The sequence below is a fragment of the Paenibacillus sp. PDC88 genome (assembly GCF_900106725.1).
Lineage (GTDB): Bacteria > Bacillota > Bacilli > Paenibacillales > Paenibacillaceae > Paenibacillus > Paenibacillus shunpengii.
In genome coordinates this window covers 148,228-164,901 of sequence record NZ_FNNT01000005.1, presented here as the reverse complement: position 1 = coordinate 164,901, position 16,674 = coordinate 148,228, and the positions used below count along the sequence as shown (strand labels likewise).

The window sequence follows — 16,674 nt, the reverse complement described above, 5'->3', positions numbered from 1 at the left end:
GACGATAGGGTATACGATTGAGATAAGGAGTGGTCAGTCATGTTGATGTTGACGTCAGAAGAATTGAAAGCAGTAAGAGCCGCCATTCAAGAAGGAGGCAAGCTGGAGCGGCTGTGGCACAATTTGCTGGAGCGGACGGAGCGCCAAATTTGCACACCGGGGCTTGTGCAAGACGGAGATACGGTGGAATGGTGGCATTTGGCATGGGAACGGATTAGCGACGCGGCATTCGTATATGCGGTCGATCGCCATGCCGAAGCGGGACAGTGGCTCCGCGAAGTCGTGCTGGAGCTGCTGGATAAGCCGGGGACGGAATGGCACGGTCCATGGTTCCGGGGCAGGGGCAATCCGCAGCACGGCGTGCTTGAGACGTCCCATGTGGGGCTCGCGATGTGTGCAGCTTATGATTTGGCCGGCGATTTATTTACCAATGAGGAACGTGCAAAGCTCCTCGAAGCGATCCGAGAGCATTGCCAAGAGCCTTGCAAGCGTTCTCTTATTCGGATGAAGGATGATACGGGGAACATCAGCAACTGGTTTATGGTGCTCTTGAACGGCTACGGCACGGCATCGATCATTCTGGAGGATCGCTCTGCGGTCGAAGAAGCACTTGATTTCTACCAGACGGCAACCCGTATGTACAATGGGGACAGCTATGGGGAATCGCTTCAATATTGGAATTATGCGACGCTTCATCTCAGTCATCTGAACGAGATGCTGATTCGGTACGATTCGAAGCTGGCAGAGCGCGCGGATTTCTTATGTTATGTCCGCTGTATTCCTTGGGCTGTACAATCCTTGCTCTACATGAAGCCGCTTGGAAAAGAAGATGATCCTGTGTATCCCCGCTCTGCGAACTTCGGAGACTCGGCGGCTATCTACCGGCCGAGCGCGGACATTCTCCTGCATATCGCCTGCAGGGCAAAGAACGCGGCACCCATGGAGGCAGGTCTCTCCAGATGGCTCTTCGAGCAGACTTATGACCGTCTTGAGCTGGAACGTAATGAGCTGGGCACCTTTGCTTTCATCAGTTCCTATCAGTTCATGACGATGGTTCATTACCTCGACGCCGCAGAACCGTTATCTCCGGAGAAGGCTGGGCTTCCGCTGGCTGCCTCGTTCGAGACGGGCAACGTAATTGTCCGAGACGGAAGAACCGCGGAAAGCTCCGTAATTGCCATTCAGGCAGGATATGAACCGCTGCAGGTGACCAGCCATAACCATTATGATCAAGGCTCATTCATTCTGGCGCACAGGAACGAAAGGTTCTTCATTGATCCTGGACATGCATGTTATCGACTAGATGCGCAGGCGAAATCCATCGCGACCGAATCCCATAATACGTGGACCTTCGAGATCGAGGGAAGAAGTGAGCCTATCGCGCAGCGATCCATCGAAGGAGCGAACTTCCGGAATCCCAGCGAACCCCTTGCGCACAGGAAGCTGATTGGAACGATGGACGGTATAACCGTTGTTCGATCCGAGATTGCCGGTGTGTACGGTGATCCGATTCGCAGAGCCGAACGAACCTGGATTACGGCATTTCCGCATCTGTTATTCATCGTGGATCGGATCGTGGCCGATGTCCCGGTAAAGACAAGAGCTCATTTCATGACCAATAACCGTGACAACAAGCTCCAGACCAATCTATATTCCGATACGAAGATTGTGCTCCGGCGCGGCGGCGCGGCGGTCAAGTTTTTCCTCATGGACAGCATCTCGGACGGGGAGGCGTCTGCTTGCAGGCGACATATGTCTTGGGGCCACATGCACCAGTACTATCATCCCCAGCCCAATCAGGAAGGACAAGGAAAGGAAGGAAGTGCGGTCCGATTCACCTATGAGAACCAATGCTTCGCAAAGGAGCATGTTATGGTCTACGCGTTCGCTATGGATGGTCTGGAGTCCATTCGAGGCTGGCATATGTACAAGAACGAGGCCGCTCAATACTTTGCCGAACCTCCGGCGCACGAGGGAGGAATTGCGGTCGGGTTCGAGCAACAAGGCCAGATACTGGTAACGGATTATCGTACCAACCGAGCGTACAGGATTAGCGATAAAGATATACAACTTGTATAAGGAGGCTGATAGAAATGGATTTGGAACAATTCGCAGCATCACGGGAGCAGCACGAGATCGTGCAGCTTCCGATTCCGGATAAGGAGCTGTGCGACCGATTCGAGCAGGTATTCACGGCTGCGGTTAATGACGTGCTGAGAGAGCTCGGACTTGTCTATCAGACGTTGCCGAACAGCATATTGCCTTTGAAGGATGAGATGAAAGTGGCAGGAATCGCGTTTACCGTCAAAGGCTCCAAGAATCTGACGTTGACGAGTGAGATGGAGCAACGGGCACAAATGCTGGAGGCGCTTCATGAGGATTCGGTATGCGTCTGGGACACAAGCGGTGATGACGAATCGGCGCAATGGGGCGAAATTATGACGATGGCATCCAAGCGCCGTGGCTGTCGGGGGGCTATTGTAGATGGAGGCGTTCGGGATACGGACAAAGTGCTGGAGCAGGACTTTCCCGTCTTCTGCAAATACAAAACGTCGAACGGCATGCTGGGCCGCTTCCGCATGATCGGTTGGCAAATGCCGGTCAAGCTCGGTGACGTCATGATATTCCCGGGGGATGTCATCCTGGGTGATATCGACGGCGTCATCGTCATTCCGCGCAAGCTGGCATACGATGTGTTGCTCAAGGCGGAATACATCAAGGAGAACGAGAAAGACATTAAGCAGATGATTGTGGACGGACTGACTCCGACCGAAGTCGTAAAGCGCGGCGGTTATTTCTAATTATGAACTTGAAGGGAGTGTACCCGGAATGAAAGCGGCAGTACTGAACGAATGGGAACAGATCCTCTATAAGGAAGTGCCGGAGCCCAAACTCCAGGAAGAAGAAGTTTTAATACGGGTTAAATATGCGGGCGTATGCGGATCAGACGTGACAATCTACAAAGGTAAGCATCCGACCGCCCGCACACCGGTTATACCGGGACATGAATTTGTCGGAGTCATTGAGGAGGTTCGTTCCATTAAACGGAACGATCTTCAGCCCGGCGACAGAGTCGTCGTGGAGCCTCTCATCAGCTGCGGCGAATGCGCGGCATGCAGCTCGGGCAACTGGCATGTATGCCGTACGCTCAAGCTGCTGGGCATTCATACCGACGGCGGTTTCGCACAATACGTGAAGGCTCCTGCCGCCAAGGTAATCAAGCTGAAGGATTCCATCAGCGACCGGATTGCCGCATTAACCGAACCTTTCGCCGTTGGTTTCCATGTGAATCAGCGGGCAGGAATCAAAGCTGGCGACAAAGCGCTTATCATCGGAGGAGGTCCGATCGGACTCGTCATCGGCATCGCGGCCAAACGGTGCGGGGCGGAGAAGGTAGTATTTACCGAGCTGAATGATGCTCGAATCGAGATCATTAAGTCCTTTGGATTTGATGCAATTAATCCGAAACGGCAGGATGTTACGGATCTGTCCGCCGAGCTGACAAATGGGGCCGGATATGACGTCGTGTTCGAAGTGTCGGGCTCGCAGGGCGGATTATCCAGCGCGATCGAGCTATGTGCCATCCGTGGGACAGTCGTGCTCGTCGGATTCCCGCACAAGCAACCGGAGATCGATGTTCTAAAGGTGATATTCAAGGAAATAAACGTGGTAGGCAGCCGTGTGTACACATTCCAGGACTTTACACGGACGGTTCGGATGCTCGAAGAAATAGTTGAATCCGGGCAATTCGACTTAGATCGGATCATTAGCGACACGATGCCGATGGAGCAGGCGGAGGAAGCCATTCGGCGTATGATCGCGGGGGACAACTTAGGGAAAATATTGCTCGACTGCAACGTATCGGGAAGAGAAAGGGGATTATAATCATGAAATCGCTTCGGAACAAAGTGGCTGTTATTACCGGCGCTACAGGAGGCATGGGCCGTGCGTTGGCGGAGTCGCTCGCCAACCAAGGCGTCAAGCTTGTTCTGACCTCAACCAACGAGGAGAAGCTTGCCGAACTGAGGATGCAATTGGAAGGCAAAGGCGCGTCGGTTATCGCTGTTCGGGCGGATGTGACGAAGGAGGAGCAGGTAAGGTCGTTGTTCGAGCAGGTAGCGCAGGCGTATGGGCATGCCGATATGCTTGTTAATCTGGTAGGTCTGTCGATTCCGGACAAAATCGAAGCTATGGAGGAAGAGCGATACGACCTGACGATGGATGTGAACGTGAAGGGTACTTTCCTGTGCTGCAAGCATTTTATTCCCGTGGTGAGTCCGGAGAGTGGTGCATCCATTATTAATATAGGCTCCATGGCGGCAAAGCGAGCCAATCCGAACGCGCCGCTCTATTGTACCGCTAAAGCGGCTGTCAATATGTTCTCCCAAGGCCTTGCGATGCAGGTCAAAGAGCAGAATATTCGAGTCACCACGCTTAACCCAGGAGGGGCGGATACCGGCTTCTGGGGCAACAGGCAGGTACCTCGAGAGAAGTTTTTACTCGCGTCCGATGTGGCGGATGTCATTCTATTTGTACTGGCATCGGATACTCGCATCGCGTTTCATGAGATTTCTTTTGAGTCCTTTAATGCCTTATAGTGGTCTATGTAAGCGGTTCAATGTATACTGAACCAACCCGAACTAAATTGCGTATTACGTCATGCGTTAGAAATAGCCGAGCAGAGCTGCTCGGCTTTCTATTCACAGCTTCTTCTTGCGTGCGGTAAGGGGTCGTCAATGAATTGGGAGGAATGTTACTATGTTGGCACAAGAAATAAAGAACCGACTTCGTCAAATTGTTGGTGCGCAGCAATTTCGAGACGATAATGAAGCATTGGTCGCCCATTCTTATGACGGGACCCCGATGCTGCAAAGTTTGCCGGAGGGCGTTATCTATCCGGAAACGACGAAACAGGTGTCCGAGATTATGAGCGTACTGGCTGCTCATCGAATACCGCTTGTTTCGCGAGGCTCCGGTTCTAATCTCTGCGGGGGAACCGTTCCAGTCGAGGGTGGGGTCGTCATGGTTATGCATCGTATGAATCGTATTGTCGATGTGGATTTGGAAAATCTGACGGCAACGGTACAACCAGGCTTAATTACGGCTGAGTTCATTGCACACATTGAGTCACTGGGCCTGTTCTACCCTCCAGACCCGAGCAGTATGCGAATCTCCACGATTGGCGGCAATATTGCCGAGTGCTCAGGGGGCTTGCGAGGCCTGAAATACGGAACGACGAAGGATTATGTCCTCGGTCTAGAGGCCGTTCTTGCGAACGGAGAAATCATCCGTACAGGTGGTAAGCTGATGAAGGATGTTGCAGGTTATGATTTGACGAAACTGCTCATCGGCTCAGAAGGGACTTTGGCTATTATTACGGAAGCAACATTAAAGCTAGTTCCTCCGCCAAAATCGAAGAAAACGATGATTGCGATGTACAAAGATCTATATGGAGCAGCTAGAACGGTATCTCGAATTATCGAATCGCAAATTATACCTGCTACGTTAGAGATCATGGATAATCCTACAATCCGGGTTGTGGACGATTTCGCCAAGTTAGGACTGCCGAGGGATATGGAGGCGATCCTGCTTATTGAACAAGATGGTGAACCAGAAGCGGTCGAACGTGACATTGATCATATTCGCCATATTTGCTTATCGGAGCTTGCCGACCGCGTTACAGTGGCTGAGAGCCGAGAGCATGCGGAGAAGCTAATGACCGCTCGGCGCAGCGCTTTTACGGCCTTAGCCCGCCTGCGACCCACGACAATCCTGGAAGATGCTACGGTTCCAAGGTCAAAAATCGCGGATATGGTGCTCAAAATTAATCAAATTGCCCGGAAATACGATGTCTCCATTGCTACATTCGGCCATGCCGGCGATGGGAATCTTCACCCAACGGCAACAACGGATGCCCGTGATAGCGCTGAAGTGCATCGTGTTGAGAAAGCTTTTGAGGAAATTTTCGAAGCAGCGATCGAGCTGGGAGGAACGATTACCGGCGAGCATGGTGTAGGACTCGTCAAAGCACCGTTCCTGGAATGGAAATTAGGGAAGGCGGGCATCGAGGTTATGCGTGGGATCAAACAAGCTTTTGACCCTGATCATATACTCAATCCAGGCAAGATCTTTGCCAAGGAGACGAGAAAAAGAGTGGTGATTCAACGTGAATAATATAAATAACGTAAGCTCAATCCCCCGTAAACCGGATGTACAGCTTACGAGTCCGCTCGCTCAAAGACTCCACCTGAAGCTTGATTACGATCAATTAACGAATTGCATGCGCTGTGGATTTTGTCTGCCGGCTTGTCCAACGTTCCGGGAGACAGGGCTTGAACAGGAATCACCGAGAGGCCGCATCGCCCTAATGAAAGCCGTTGCAGATGGACTTATGAGTCCAGATCAGGCCTTCCAGGACCAGATGAATCATTGTCTCGGCTGCAGGGCTTGTGAACCAGCCTGTCCCGCAGATGTTAAATACGGACAATTAATCGAACAGGCGCGAGATGCTATAGAAGATGAAGTTAAGCATCGTATCCCCGTGAGAGGCTTGCGAAGAACAGTATTTGAAGGGCTTTTTCCACATCGAAAAAGGCTCAAGGTCTTAGGCGGAGCGCTTGGCTTCTATCAGAAATCAGGTCTTCAGAAAATGGCAAGGCATAGCGGAGTGATGCGGATGTTTCCTAAGCACCTTGCCGAGATGGAGAAGGTCTTACCTGAGGCATCTGCTAATGGGGTGGTGGAGCAAATTGGTACGATCTTCCCTGCCAAGGGCGAGACCGTCGCACGTGTCGCCTTGTTCCGCGGATGTATCATGGACGTCCTATTCGCCCAGACGAACGTGAATACGGTAAAACTGTTGTCGGAAGCTGGCTTCGAGGTGGTTATTCCGAATGAGCAGGTTTGTTGCGGTGCGCTTCATGCGCACAGTGGTGAGATGGAGCTGGCTAGAAGTTTGGCTCGCACGAATTTGAGTGTATTTAAAGAAGCCGGAATCGATTATATCGTTTCTAATGCAGGCGGTTGTGGCGCCTTACTTGTTGAATATGACCACTTGCTTCACGAAGATAGCGAACACGCTGAGATGGCCAAATGGTTTGCTTCCCGCGTGATTGATGTCAGTCAGCTGCTCCATGAACACGGCAGAATTCCTGTATTCGCGGAAACGGAAGAACGTACGTCTGGGACGGTGACGATAACCTACCAGGACTCCTGCCACTTACGCAATGTGATGAAGAGTTCAAACGCGCCGAGACAGCTAATGAAGCAGGTCGCAAACGTCAATTTTGTTGAGATGAAAGAAGCGGATCGTTGCTGCGGGTCAGCGGGCATCTACAACGTAACGCAGCCGGAGATGGCGGGAGAAATCTTGTCACATAAGATGGAGCATGCCAATCGTACGGAGGCCCGTTATCTACTCACAAGCAATCCTGGTTGCTTGCTGCAAATGAAGCTAGGGGTCGAGAAGCATGGGGCGGCTGGGGAGATGGAAGTCAAGCATATCGTAGATTTCTTATATGAACGAATCTGTCATCACGATTAAGGCTTGCGACCAACAATAATAGCGTTTAGAAAAAGCCGAGTGCAGCAGATGCTCGGCTTTTCCCATGCTATGCTTGTGTGCGGTAAAGGGCAGGGTTAGTAAATTAATACCTGGTTCTACCCGTCTCTGACCCCTATTCTGTACTGATAGGGAGTTGTCCCGGCAAACTCGCGGAATCGCTTGCAGAAGTAGGATACGTTGGTGAGGCCTACTTGATGGCATATATCGTAAACCGGGAGATCGCTGTTGCGCAGCAGCCAGCAAGCTTGACGCATGCGTCTGGCATTCAAATAATCGGTAATCGTGGTTCCGGCAGCAGATTGAAACAACCGTGACACGTAATGACGGCTTAAATGCAGTTCTTCACCGAGCTCTTCAAGTCGAAACTCCTTTGCGTAGTTCTCTTCAATCCAGGTCATAATTCTTTCGATGTATGAGATATGGCTAGATTCATGGACTGTCGGTTGATGCTGCTTTTGATTGGGCCATATCGTTTTCGCGTATTGTAAGAAGGACAATACAAACATAACAAAAGGCTCATTACTTCTTTTTGAATCACCAGAAGATAAGTGTGTGTGATAGTGCTCGAACAAATGCTCGAGATAACGCTCTGTACCTAATGGAATGACTTGGGTCGGAAGCTTTGATTTCCATAGTTTGTGAAAAAAAACTCTCAGATCGTGGAAGTGGTGCAAATACGAAAGCATTACAGACGGTTCGAATGAAAGGATGGATCGGGAATACAAGGTTGAACGAGTGGCCTCGATTCGCACGCCATGGAGCTGGTAAGGTTGGAAATAGATCAACGTGTTGGGCGCAATATCGTATATTTTTTGTCCAATTACGGCTTGGCCAATGCCTTCATGAACATATAGAAACTCCATTCCCTCATGAATATGGTATATATTCCAATCCTTCTGATAAGTTTGACTTCGATATAAAAAGTCGAAGGACTTATCCAATGAATTATAGTTGAATCCTAATTCAAGGTGGCTTTTCATCTTGATCTCCTCGACTTGATTTCTATTTATAGCTTGATTGTAACCGTTTTAATTGTTTGTGACAATGTAGCGTTATTTTGTTGCATCTTAAGAACAAGCGGGAGGATAGATTTGAACTATAATGAGGAATAAATAAACATCAAATGGAGGTTATTATGAAACAAGTTCGAGACGAAGGCATTGTAGATAAGAGCAAGTACACGAATCGACCTGCATTATCAAAAGCGCAGTGTGAAGAAGCCATTGCCTATATTTTAACTAAGGTGGATCAGAATCTAGGGACTTTCGCTACCCAATATCCGGCGCCTGCAAGCGTTAATCTGGTTTATCCCGCGCTCGATAACATTGAGTGGACGTCTTCATTCTGGACAGGAATGATCTGGCTGGCGTATGAGGTAACGGGAGACTCTAAATACCGTAACATTGCAGAGGTTCAACTTGAAAGCTATAAGCATCGTATCGAAGAGAGAATCAATACTGGAACCCATGACCTCGGATTTCTATACACGTTGTCAAGCGTAGCGGCTTATAAGTTGACAGGCAGTGAAAAGGCGAAAGAGATCAGCTTGAACGCAGCCGATCAGCTTATGGAGCGCTACTTCGAGAAGGCGGGCATTATTCAGGCATGGGGGGGGGCCGACGATCCGGAGAATGGCGGACGTATGATTATCGATTGCTGCATGAACCTGCCGTTATTATATTGGGCTGCCGAGACGACGGGTGATTCCAAGTATTACGATGCCGCTTACCAACATGTGAAACAGGCTGCGAAATACATCGTGCGGGAAGATGCATCGACTTATCATACTTACTTCATGGATATATATACCGGTGAGCCCAAATATGGACGAACGGTTCAAGGTTATTCCGACAACTCTTGTTGGTCGAGAGGGCAAGCTTGGGGCATTTACGGTTTTCCGCTTAGCTACAAATATACGGGGGATGTCCAACTGCTCGATCTGGCCAAGAAAATTGCCCATTACTTCATCAATCGGTTACCGGAAGACCAGGTTTCTTATTGGGATCTCGTCTTTACAGAAGGAGAAGAGGAGAGGGACAGCTCGGCGACAGCCATCGCGGCATGCGGTCTTCTGGAATTGTCCAAATATCTCCCTGTTACGGACGAGCGTAAAGAAGAGTATGAACATGCAGCTATGCTGATGGTTCAGTCCTTGATGAATCATTACACGAGCAAAGAAAAGCCGGAGTCCAACGGCGTACTCCTTCATGCCGTTTATGCGAAGCCGCATGGCAAAGGCATTGACGAATGCAACATATGGGGCGATTACTTTTACTTCGAGGCACTGGTTCGACTCGTGAAAGATTGGAAACCGTACTGGTAATATAGATGGGGGATAAAAAATGAGCCGACAAAAAACAGCCATTTCATCAAATCCGCTGAAGTCGAAAGCGGATATGGTTAAAGCAGTTAATCAGCTATGCGATCCGCTTATCCCTTATTTCAGCGATAGCGGGGCATTATTGGATATTGGGGACACCTATTCTCAAACCTCTCGAAGAGTTGCTCAAATGGAGGGCTGTCTTAGGCCGCTATGGGGACTTGCTCCTTTATATGCGGGGGGAGGAAGTTGGGATGGATGGGAGATTTATATTAGAGGCTTGATAAATGGTTCCGATCCGGGACATGCGGATTATTGGGGCGATATCAGCAGCTATGATCAAAAACAAGTCGAGATTGCCTCAATCGCACTACTGCTTATTTTAGCACCAGAACAATCATGGAACCGATTGGATGAAGTAGAGCGTATCAGGCTCGCGGATTGGCTGAACCAGACGAATGCCCGTGAAACCGTAGATACCAATTGGCGATTCTTCCGAGTGCTCGTCAATCTGGCACTATATAAAAGGGGATTAAAGGGCGATGCGAAAAAAATGGAGGAGGATCTAAACCGATTAGATCAATTCTATATCTCTGGAGGCTGGTATACGGACGGGGATACGGATCAGATTGACTACTACGTACCGTTTGCCTTTCATTACTATAGCTTGATTTACGCCAAGCAAATGGAGAATGAGGATCCCATTCGAAGCAAGCTATATAAGGAAAGAGCCTCCCTCTTCGCGCGTGATTTTATTTACTGGTTCGGAGAGACTGGAGAGGCCGTTGCTTTTGGACGAAGCATGACTTACCGATTCGCCCAAAGCTGCTTCTGGGGGGCGCTTGCATACGCAGGGGTCGAGGCTTTTCCTTGGGGTGTCGTGAAGGGACTTTTGTTAAGAAATTTACGATGGTGGTTCAACCAGCCTATCTTTTCACTTGAAGGCATCCTGACGATAGGCTACAGCTATTCTAATCTTAATATGAGCGAGGGATACAACGCACCAGGCTCGCCATATTGGGCGATGAAGTCATTCCTGCCGCTTGCTCTAGCGGACGATCATCCCTTCTGGCAGTCGGAGGAGCTGCCGTTGCCGCACCTTGAACAGAAGTCCGTGCAGCGGGAAGCTCGAATGATCTTGACAAGGGAAAATACGGGGAAACATGTCATTATGTTTCCAGCGGGCCAATATGCGGGCTTCGAGCCTGCGAACAACGTTGCCAAATATGCCAAGTTCGCTTATTCCAATATATACGGATTTAGTGTTTCGAAGGGGAATTACGGGCTAGTCCAAGGGGCATACGATAACTCTCTTGCATTAGCGGAGAAGGATGGACTGTACCGTACGCGCGGGAAATGCGATAAGTTCGAAATCAGCGACTCGTGCGTATACGCCAAGTGGAAGCCCTGGAGAGACGTTGAAGTAGAAACGTGGGTCATCCCAGGCGCTCCTTGGCATGCAAGAGTCCATAAGATCCGAACGGCAAGAGAATTGGATGTGGCAGAGGGAGGTTTTGCATTCCCTAAGGATCAAAACGGACAGGGTCATGCGGACTGGAATACGATTGAAACCGACCACGAAATCGCCGTGTTGCTTCCATGGGGAGGTACGGGAATTAAACGGCTGCTCGGAACAGCAAGGCCGCAAATTATTCACACCGAACCAAACACGAATGTCTGCCACCCGAGTACGTTCTTGCCGACCTTGACGGAAGAATTGTCGCCAGGCGTTCATTGGATGGCAAGCGCTGTGTTCGTCACGCCTTCTCCTCATAGCGAACAGGAATATAATCTGGCTCCCGTTCTTGAAGTGAAAGGCTCACAACTTTTATTAAAGGATGGTTTCAGCGGCAGCCTTCTACTGCATTTGGACATGCAAACACTTTAACGGATCGGATTATGAGAACCATTAGCTGGACTCTATGTTCAAAAATACTACTGAATTGTAATTAACGCTTTAACGCACAACAGCTATTGCTGGTAATATACCGGCAATAGCTGTTTGCATAATAGTTGCTTTTTCTATAAGAGGTAGGGAGCTCACACGTTAAACCCCTTGCGCAAGCATCGCATCGGCCACTTTGACAAAACCGGCAATATTGGCACCGATGACCAGGTTACCTGCAAGACCGTATTCCTCGGAAGCGCGCATGCACTCGTTATAAATATTGCTCATGATCTGTTGCAGCTTCGCATCGACTTCCTCCATCGTCCAGGACAGCCTTGCACTATTCTGTGCCATCTCCAAGGCAGATACGGATACGCCGCCTGCATTCGCCGCTTTAGCGGGAGCGAATAAGACGTTGTTCTCGAGGAAGACATCCACAGCTTCGAGTGTAGAAGGCATGTTGGCACCTTCGCCGACGGCTTTCACGCCATTGCGGACAAGTAATTCAGCGGAAGCTTTGTCTATTTCGTTCTGAGTCGCGCATGGCAAGGCGATATCACAAGGAATGGTCCAAATGCCGGAGCAGCCTGCAACATAGACGGCATCCGGATGCTCAAGTACGTAATCCTCACATCTGCGATTCTCTACTTCCTTCAACCGCTTGATCGTATCCAGGTTAATACCTGCTTCATGATAAATATAGCCGCTGGAGTCACTGCATGCGACAACCTTGGCACCTAACTGCATCGCTTTTTCCATGGCATAGATGGAGACGTTTCCTGAGCCTGATACCACGACGCGGCTTCCGTTGAAGCTGAGGTCTGCATTCTGCAGCATCTGCTCCACAAAGTATACGGCTCCGTAGCCGGTGGCTTCTTTACGGCCCAGGCTTCCGCCGTATCCGATTCCTTTGCCGGTTAGAACGCCTGCTTCGTACGCACCGACCAGCCGTTTGTAGTGACCGAACATGTAGCCGATTTCTCTGGCACCGACACCAATGTCGCCGGCAGGAACATCTGTATCCGGTCCAATATGTTTTGACAGCTCGGTCATGAAGCTTTGGCAGAAGCGCATAATTTCGAGGTCGGTTTTTCCTTTCGGATCAAAGTCAGAGCCGCCTTTACCGCCGCCAATCGGTTGACCGGTTAACGAATTTTTGAAGATTTGTTCAAACCCTAAAAATTTGATAATGCTTGCGTTCACCGTGGGATGGAACCGAAGCCCGCCCTTGTAAGGACCGATCGCATTGCTGAATTGGACACGGTATCCTCGGTTCACGTGTACCTTACCATGATCATCTACCCATGGTACACGGAAAGATACGAGCCTGTCCGGTTCGACCAACCGATCCAAGATAGCGTGCTTTACGTACTGCGGATTACGCGCAAGAACAGGGATCAAGGAGATCAGGACTTCTTTGACCGCTTGATGGAATTCCGTTTCACCCGGGTTTCGCTTCTGAATCGTTTCGAATACCTCATTAACGTATTGCTGTGCTGCCTCTGTCTGCCCAGTCGGTGCTTGCTCTACTTCCTTTACTAAACTCATTGTTCCACTCCTTTTGATGTTTGAGAATACATTTGTCGTTTACCTATTTCTCTTTATCTGATTGTAGTTTAATATTAAATTCAACTAATTCATCGATTCAATATATAGATAAGATAAAGTTGATGCGTTTTGCGCATAAGGGAGGAGGAGAATGATGGAGATTAGGCAGATGCGTTACTTTATTGAGGTTGCGAGGCGTGAGCATGTGACCGACGCGGCTAATGCCCTGCACGTTGCCCAATCTTCGGTCAGCAGACAGATCGTTCAGCTGGAAAGCGAGCTTGGAGTGGATCTCTTTATTCGCAAAGGACGGCGAGTGAAGCTAACACCGATCGGGAAAATTTTGCTGGCACGTGTAGAGCAAGTGATGAATATGATCGGTGAGGCGGAACGAGAAGTGAAGGAATATTTGGATCCGGAGAAGGGCGTTGTCCGCATTGCATTCCCGATTAGTTTGGCTGCTCATGTACTGCCCACTGTCATCTATGCCTTCCGTCAGCGGTATCCGGAAGCGAGATTTCAGATGAGACAAGCCCTTTATCGGGATTTGATAGACGGTGTCATTAATGGCGAATTTAATTTGGCTATGATTGCCCCGCTGCCGAGTGAGGATACGCAGATTCGGTCCAAGCTCCTCTTCACGGAGCGCATTGTGGCACTATTGCCGCTTCAGCATCGGCTTGCGGACCGAGCTGCAATTCAATTGTCAGAAATGCAGGATGATGCCTTCGTTACGCTGCCAGAAGGGACCATTTTCAGGGAAATTGTGCTGCAAGCGTGCAGTGAGATCGGGTTTACTCCTCATATTGCCTTCGAAGGGGATGATATCGATGCCCTGAAGGGCTTGGTCTCCGCAGGACTTGGCGTTGCGCTGATGCCCGAAGTTACCTTGGTTGACAGTATTCCGCATTCAACGGTAAAAATTCCTCTCGTTGAGCCTGAGGTAACTCGGACGATCGGTGTCATCATTCCAACGCAGCGTAAATTACTGCCAACAGAGCAGCTGTTTTATCAGTTTCTCTCAGAGTTTTTCGCGTCAGATGGTGAATAGTCGTTAGGAATGTACAGTATTCTTCATTTTTACAACAAACAATCCACTAACAAAATCTCAGAAGATTTTGTTAGTGGATTGTTTAGTTCTTAGACATTTAATCTTTTCTTCCAAGCTAAAGAAAATAAACTTGAAGAAATAGAAACAATAAAAATCGCAATTACGATAATGAACACGATATAGTAAGAGCTTGTTAAGTCATATAGGTAACTAAATAATGTCGTACCAAATGCGACACCTAATGTGGAAGCCGACATAATGGTGGTATAGATGGAAGCATAATCACGTCCGCCGAATACTTCACGTATGACCACAGGAGGAAGTAGAGTTGAGCCTGAGAATCCGACCCCGAACAGCAATGCACCGGCATAGAGTATACCTATTCCGAATGAGTCAGAGATAAGTAGTGCAATTACACCAATCATCCCACTGCCGATCCCCACAAACAAAGCCGCCTTTACGCCGAATCTATCATTTATTGCACCTAGTAGAAATTTACCGCCTGTTTGACCAATGGTTACACAAGTTACACCGACTGCAGCCATTGCAGCAGTGAATCCCACCGATTGTACAAAGTTTGGTACGTGGAAGCTGACTGTCGAAGCCAAACCAAAGAGACCTGTAAAGAGCATAACCAAATAGAATGCGGGAGATCTCATTGCAGCACTTTTGGTCACGCCTGTGGCACTTGTTTTTTGTACAGCAGGCTCATGATCTGTGTTTTTCGCTTCATCGGCACCATAAGGTCTCATATTTAATTCCTCGGGCTTCGAACGAATGACAAAAATAGAGAATGGCAGAATTAGAATGGCTACGATCATACCTAAGACGATATAGGTCAAACGCCAGCCAATCGACTCAATGAAGAGAGCTGTAATTTGTGCAAAAACCGCACCGCCAATTCCCATAAATGCCATAGCGATCCCTAATGTGGTTCCAACTTTAGCTTTGAACCAGTTATTCATGATTAGGGGGATTGAGCCGTAGATTAAGAACGTACTACCAATACCTAAAGCAATACCAGAAAAATAAAATGGGAACACCGAGTTATAAGTACCCATTAATCCAAAAGCTAAAGCATTAACAAGCCCAGCAAGTGTCAACACATAGCGAATATCAAACTTATTTAATATCTTCCCTGCAAAGGGAAGCAGCACAGTAATCGTTAAATACATTAACGATGTGTATAAACTGATCTCGGAAACACCCACTTCAAAATCTTCTGCTACTGCGCGGTAAAGTAGACCGGCACAGCTGACGATAATTCCTACGCTTGCGGCATAAATGGCAGAACTTGCAATCATGATCCACCAAGCATAATGAAGTTTCCCCTTCTTATTCATATATCCACCTCATGACAAAGGAGAAGCAAGCACGATTGCTCCTCCTTTAATATTATTGAAAAATTGAAGCGCTTTAATAATTGTGAATTATTGAATAGTAAATCCGCCGTCAATTGGTACAGCTACACCACTCATGAATTTGGCTTCGTCCGATGCTAAGAATACCGCCAGATCAGCCACTTGTTCTACTTGTCCAAAAGTACGGGTTGGTACAAGATCTTTAGGGATCCCGGCCAAGACATCTTTAACTAATGGGGTTTCAATTGTTCCTGGGCAAATTGCGTTAATTTTAACACCGTATCTAGCATATTCAGAAGATAGATGCTTGGTATATCCAATAACTCCATGTTTGCTGGCCGTGTAAGCAGCCCCGCCTTTGCCTGCAACAAGACCGGCTACTGAAGCTATATTAACGATCGAGCCCGAACCACGCTCAATCATGCTCGGCAATACCGCATTTGAGAATTCAAATACACTTGTTAGGTTGACATTTAAAAAGAAATTCCATTGATCCAAAGTGGTATCTAATGATGCAGTATATTTGTCAAATACACCTGCATTATTTACTAAGATATCAACGGGTCCAAAGGTGCTTTCTGTTGTTTTTACGCAGTTAATAATATCCTCCGTCTTCATAACGTTCACTGCGACAGCAATAGCATCTCCACCAGATGCTTTAATCTCATCAGCAACGGCCTGAGCACCTTCTAAATTTAAATCCGCGACGACGACTTTTGCACCTTCCTTGGCAAAGCGGATTGCTTCGGCTTGTCCCATACCTGATGCTGCTCCTGTAATAACTGCAACTTTACCTTCAATCTCATATAAAAAGCCCCCTAAGTTAGTTATGACAAAATTATGATTTTTTTTTGGCGAGCAGATCTCATGCACACTAAATAAAATTCATAAATTGTTCACATATTAGTGACATTACCTATTTTAAACGTGTTCATTTATAAT

General features: G+C 48.5%; 13 protein-coding genes. 9 read left to right on the top strand and 4 right to left on the bottom strand.

Going from position 1 to position 16,674, the window contains the following annotated elements; translation table 11 throughout:
• The first annotated feature begins 39 nt into the window (after nt 1–39).
• The 6 genes from BLW49_RS16655 to BLW49_RS16630 all read left to right on the top strand — a co-directional run bounded on the left by BLW49_RS16655 (nt 40) and on the right by BLW49_RS16630 (nt 7,543).
• On the top strand, nt 40–2,079 hold the full coding sequence (locus BLW49_RS16655) for a heparinase II/III domain-containing protein (protein WP_090725658.1): 2,040 nt from the start codon (nt 40–42) through the stop codon (nt 2,077–2,079).
• A gap of 14 nt (nt 2,080–2,093) precedes the next feature.
• Nucleotides 2,094–2,801 carry an RraA family protein gene (locus BLW49_RS16650; RefSeq protein ID WP_076314743.1) on the top strand — a complete coding sequence of 236 codons (708 nt, stop codon included), beginning with the start codon at nt 2,094–2,096 and terminating at the stop codon, nt 2,799–2,801.
• Nucleotides 2,802–2,829: 28 nt separating this feature from the next.
• Nucleotides 2,830–3,885 (top strand): zinc-dependent alcohol dehydrogenase, encoded by a 1,056-nt coding sequence (locus tag BLW49_RS16645; protein WP_076314742.1) that lies wholly within the window; start codon nt 2,830–2,832, stop codon nt 3,883–3,885.
• Nucleotides 3,886–3,887: 2 nt separating this feature from the next.
• Nucleotides 3,888–4,598, top strand: a complete 711-nt coding sequence (locus BLW49_RS16640; protein ID WP_090725656.1) for an SDR family NAD(P)-dependent oxidoreductase — start codon at nt 3,888–3,890, stop codon at nt 4,596–4,598.
• A gap of 160 nt (nt 4,599–4,758) precedes the next feature.
• The gene (locus BLW49_RS16635) at nt 4,759–6,174 is read left to right on the top strand and encodes an FAD-linked oxidase C-terminal domain-containing protein (protein WP_090725655.1); all 1,416 of its coding nucleotides are present in this window, start codon (nt 4,759–4,761) and stop codon (nt 6,172–6,174) included.
• Nucleotide 6,175: 1 nt separating this feature from the next.
• Nucleotides 6,176–7,543: a (Fe-S)-binding protein gene (locus tag BLW49_RS16630; RefSeq protein WP_076314943.1), complete on the top strand. Its 1,368-nt coding sequence runs from the start codon at nt 6,176–6,178 to the stop codon at nt 7,541–7,543.
• A gap of 116 nt (nt 7,544–7,659) precedes the next feature.
• On the opposite strand, the gene BLW49_RS16625 is transcribed toward BLW49_RS16630, so the two are convergent.
• The gene (locus BLW49_RS16625) at nt 7,660–8,544 is read right to left on the bottom strand and encodes an AraC family transcriptional regulator (protein ID WP_076314739.1); all 885 of its coding nucleotides are present in this window, start codon (nt 8,542–8,544) and stop codon (nt 7,660–7,662) included.
• A gap of 155 nt (nt 8,545–8,699) precedes the next feature.
• On the opposite strand from BLW49_RS16625, the gene BLW49_RS16620 reads away from it, so the two are divergent.
• Together BLW49_RS16620 and BLW49_RS16615 are read left to right on the top strand one after the other, a co-directional pair.
• Nucleotides 8,700–9,887, top strand: coding sequence for a glycoside hydrolase family 88 protein (locus BLW49_RS16620; RefSeq protein WP_090725654.1), 1,188 nt, complete (start codon nt 8,700–8,702; stop codon nt 9,885–9,887).
• 19 nt (nt 9,888–9,906) lie between these two features.
• Nucleotides 9,907–11,772, top strand: coding sequence for a DUF2264 domain-containing protein (locus tag BLW49_RS16615; protein WP_090725652.1), 1,866 nt, complete (start codon nt 9,907–9,909; stop codon nt 11,770–11,772).
• 159 nt (nt 11,773–11,931) lie between these two features.
• Here the strand turns inward: BLW49_RS16615 and gdhA are convergent, their stop codons facing one another.
• A complete protein-coding gene (gdhA, locus tag BLW49_RS16610; RefSeq protein ID WP_090725651.1) occupies nt 11,932–13,320 on the bottom strand; it encodes an NADP-specific glutamate dehydrogenase in 1,389 nt (462 codons plus the stop codon).
• Nucleotides 13,321–13,474: 154 nt separating this feature from the next.
• Here gdhA and BLW49_RS16605 point away from each other — a divergent pair, with 154 nt between their 5' ends.
• Nucleotides 13,475–14,371 carry a glutamate biosynthesis transcriptional regulator GltC gene (locus BLW49_RS16605; protein ID WP_076314735.1) on the top strand — a complete coding sequence of 299 codons (897 nt, stop codon included), beginning with the start codon at nt 13,475–13,477 and terminating at the stop codon, nt 14,369–14,371.
• Between the two features lie 89 nt (nt 14,372–14,460).
• Here the strand turns inward: BLW49_RS16605 and BLW49_RS16600 are convergent, their stop codons facing one another.
• Together BLW49_RS16600 and BLW49_RS16595 are read right to left on the bottom strand one after the other, a co-directional pair.
• Nucleotides 14,461–15,714: an MFS transporter gene (locus BLW49_RS16600; RefSeq protein ID WP_090725649.1), complete on the bottom strand. Its 1,254-nt coding sequence runs from the start codon at nt 15,712–15,714 to the stop codon at nt 14,461–14,463.
• Between the two features lie 87 nt (nt 15,715–15,801).
• On the bottom strand, nt 15,802–16,533 hold the full coding sequence (locus BLW49_RS16595) for an SDR family NAD(P)-dependent oxidoreductase (protein ID WP_090725908.1): 732 nt from the start codon (nt 16,531–16,533) through the stop codon (nt 15,802–15,804).
• Nucleotides 16,534–16,674 lie beyond the last annotated feature (141 nt).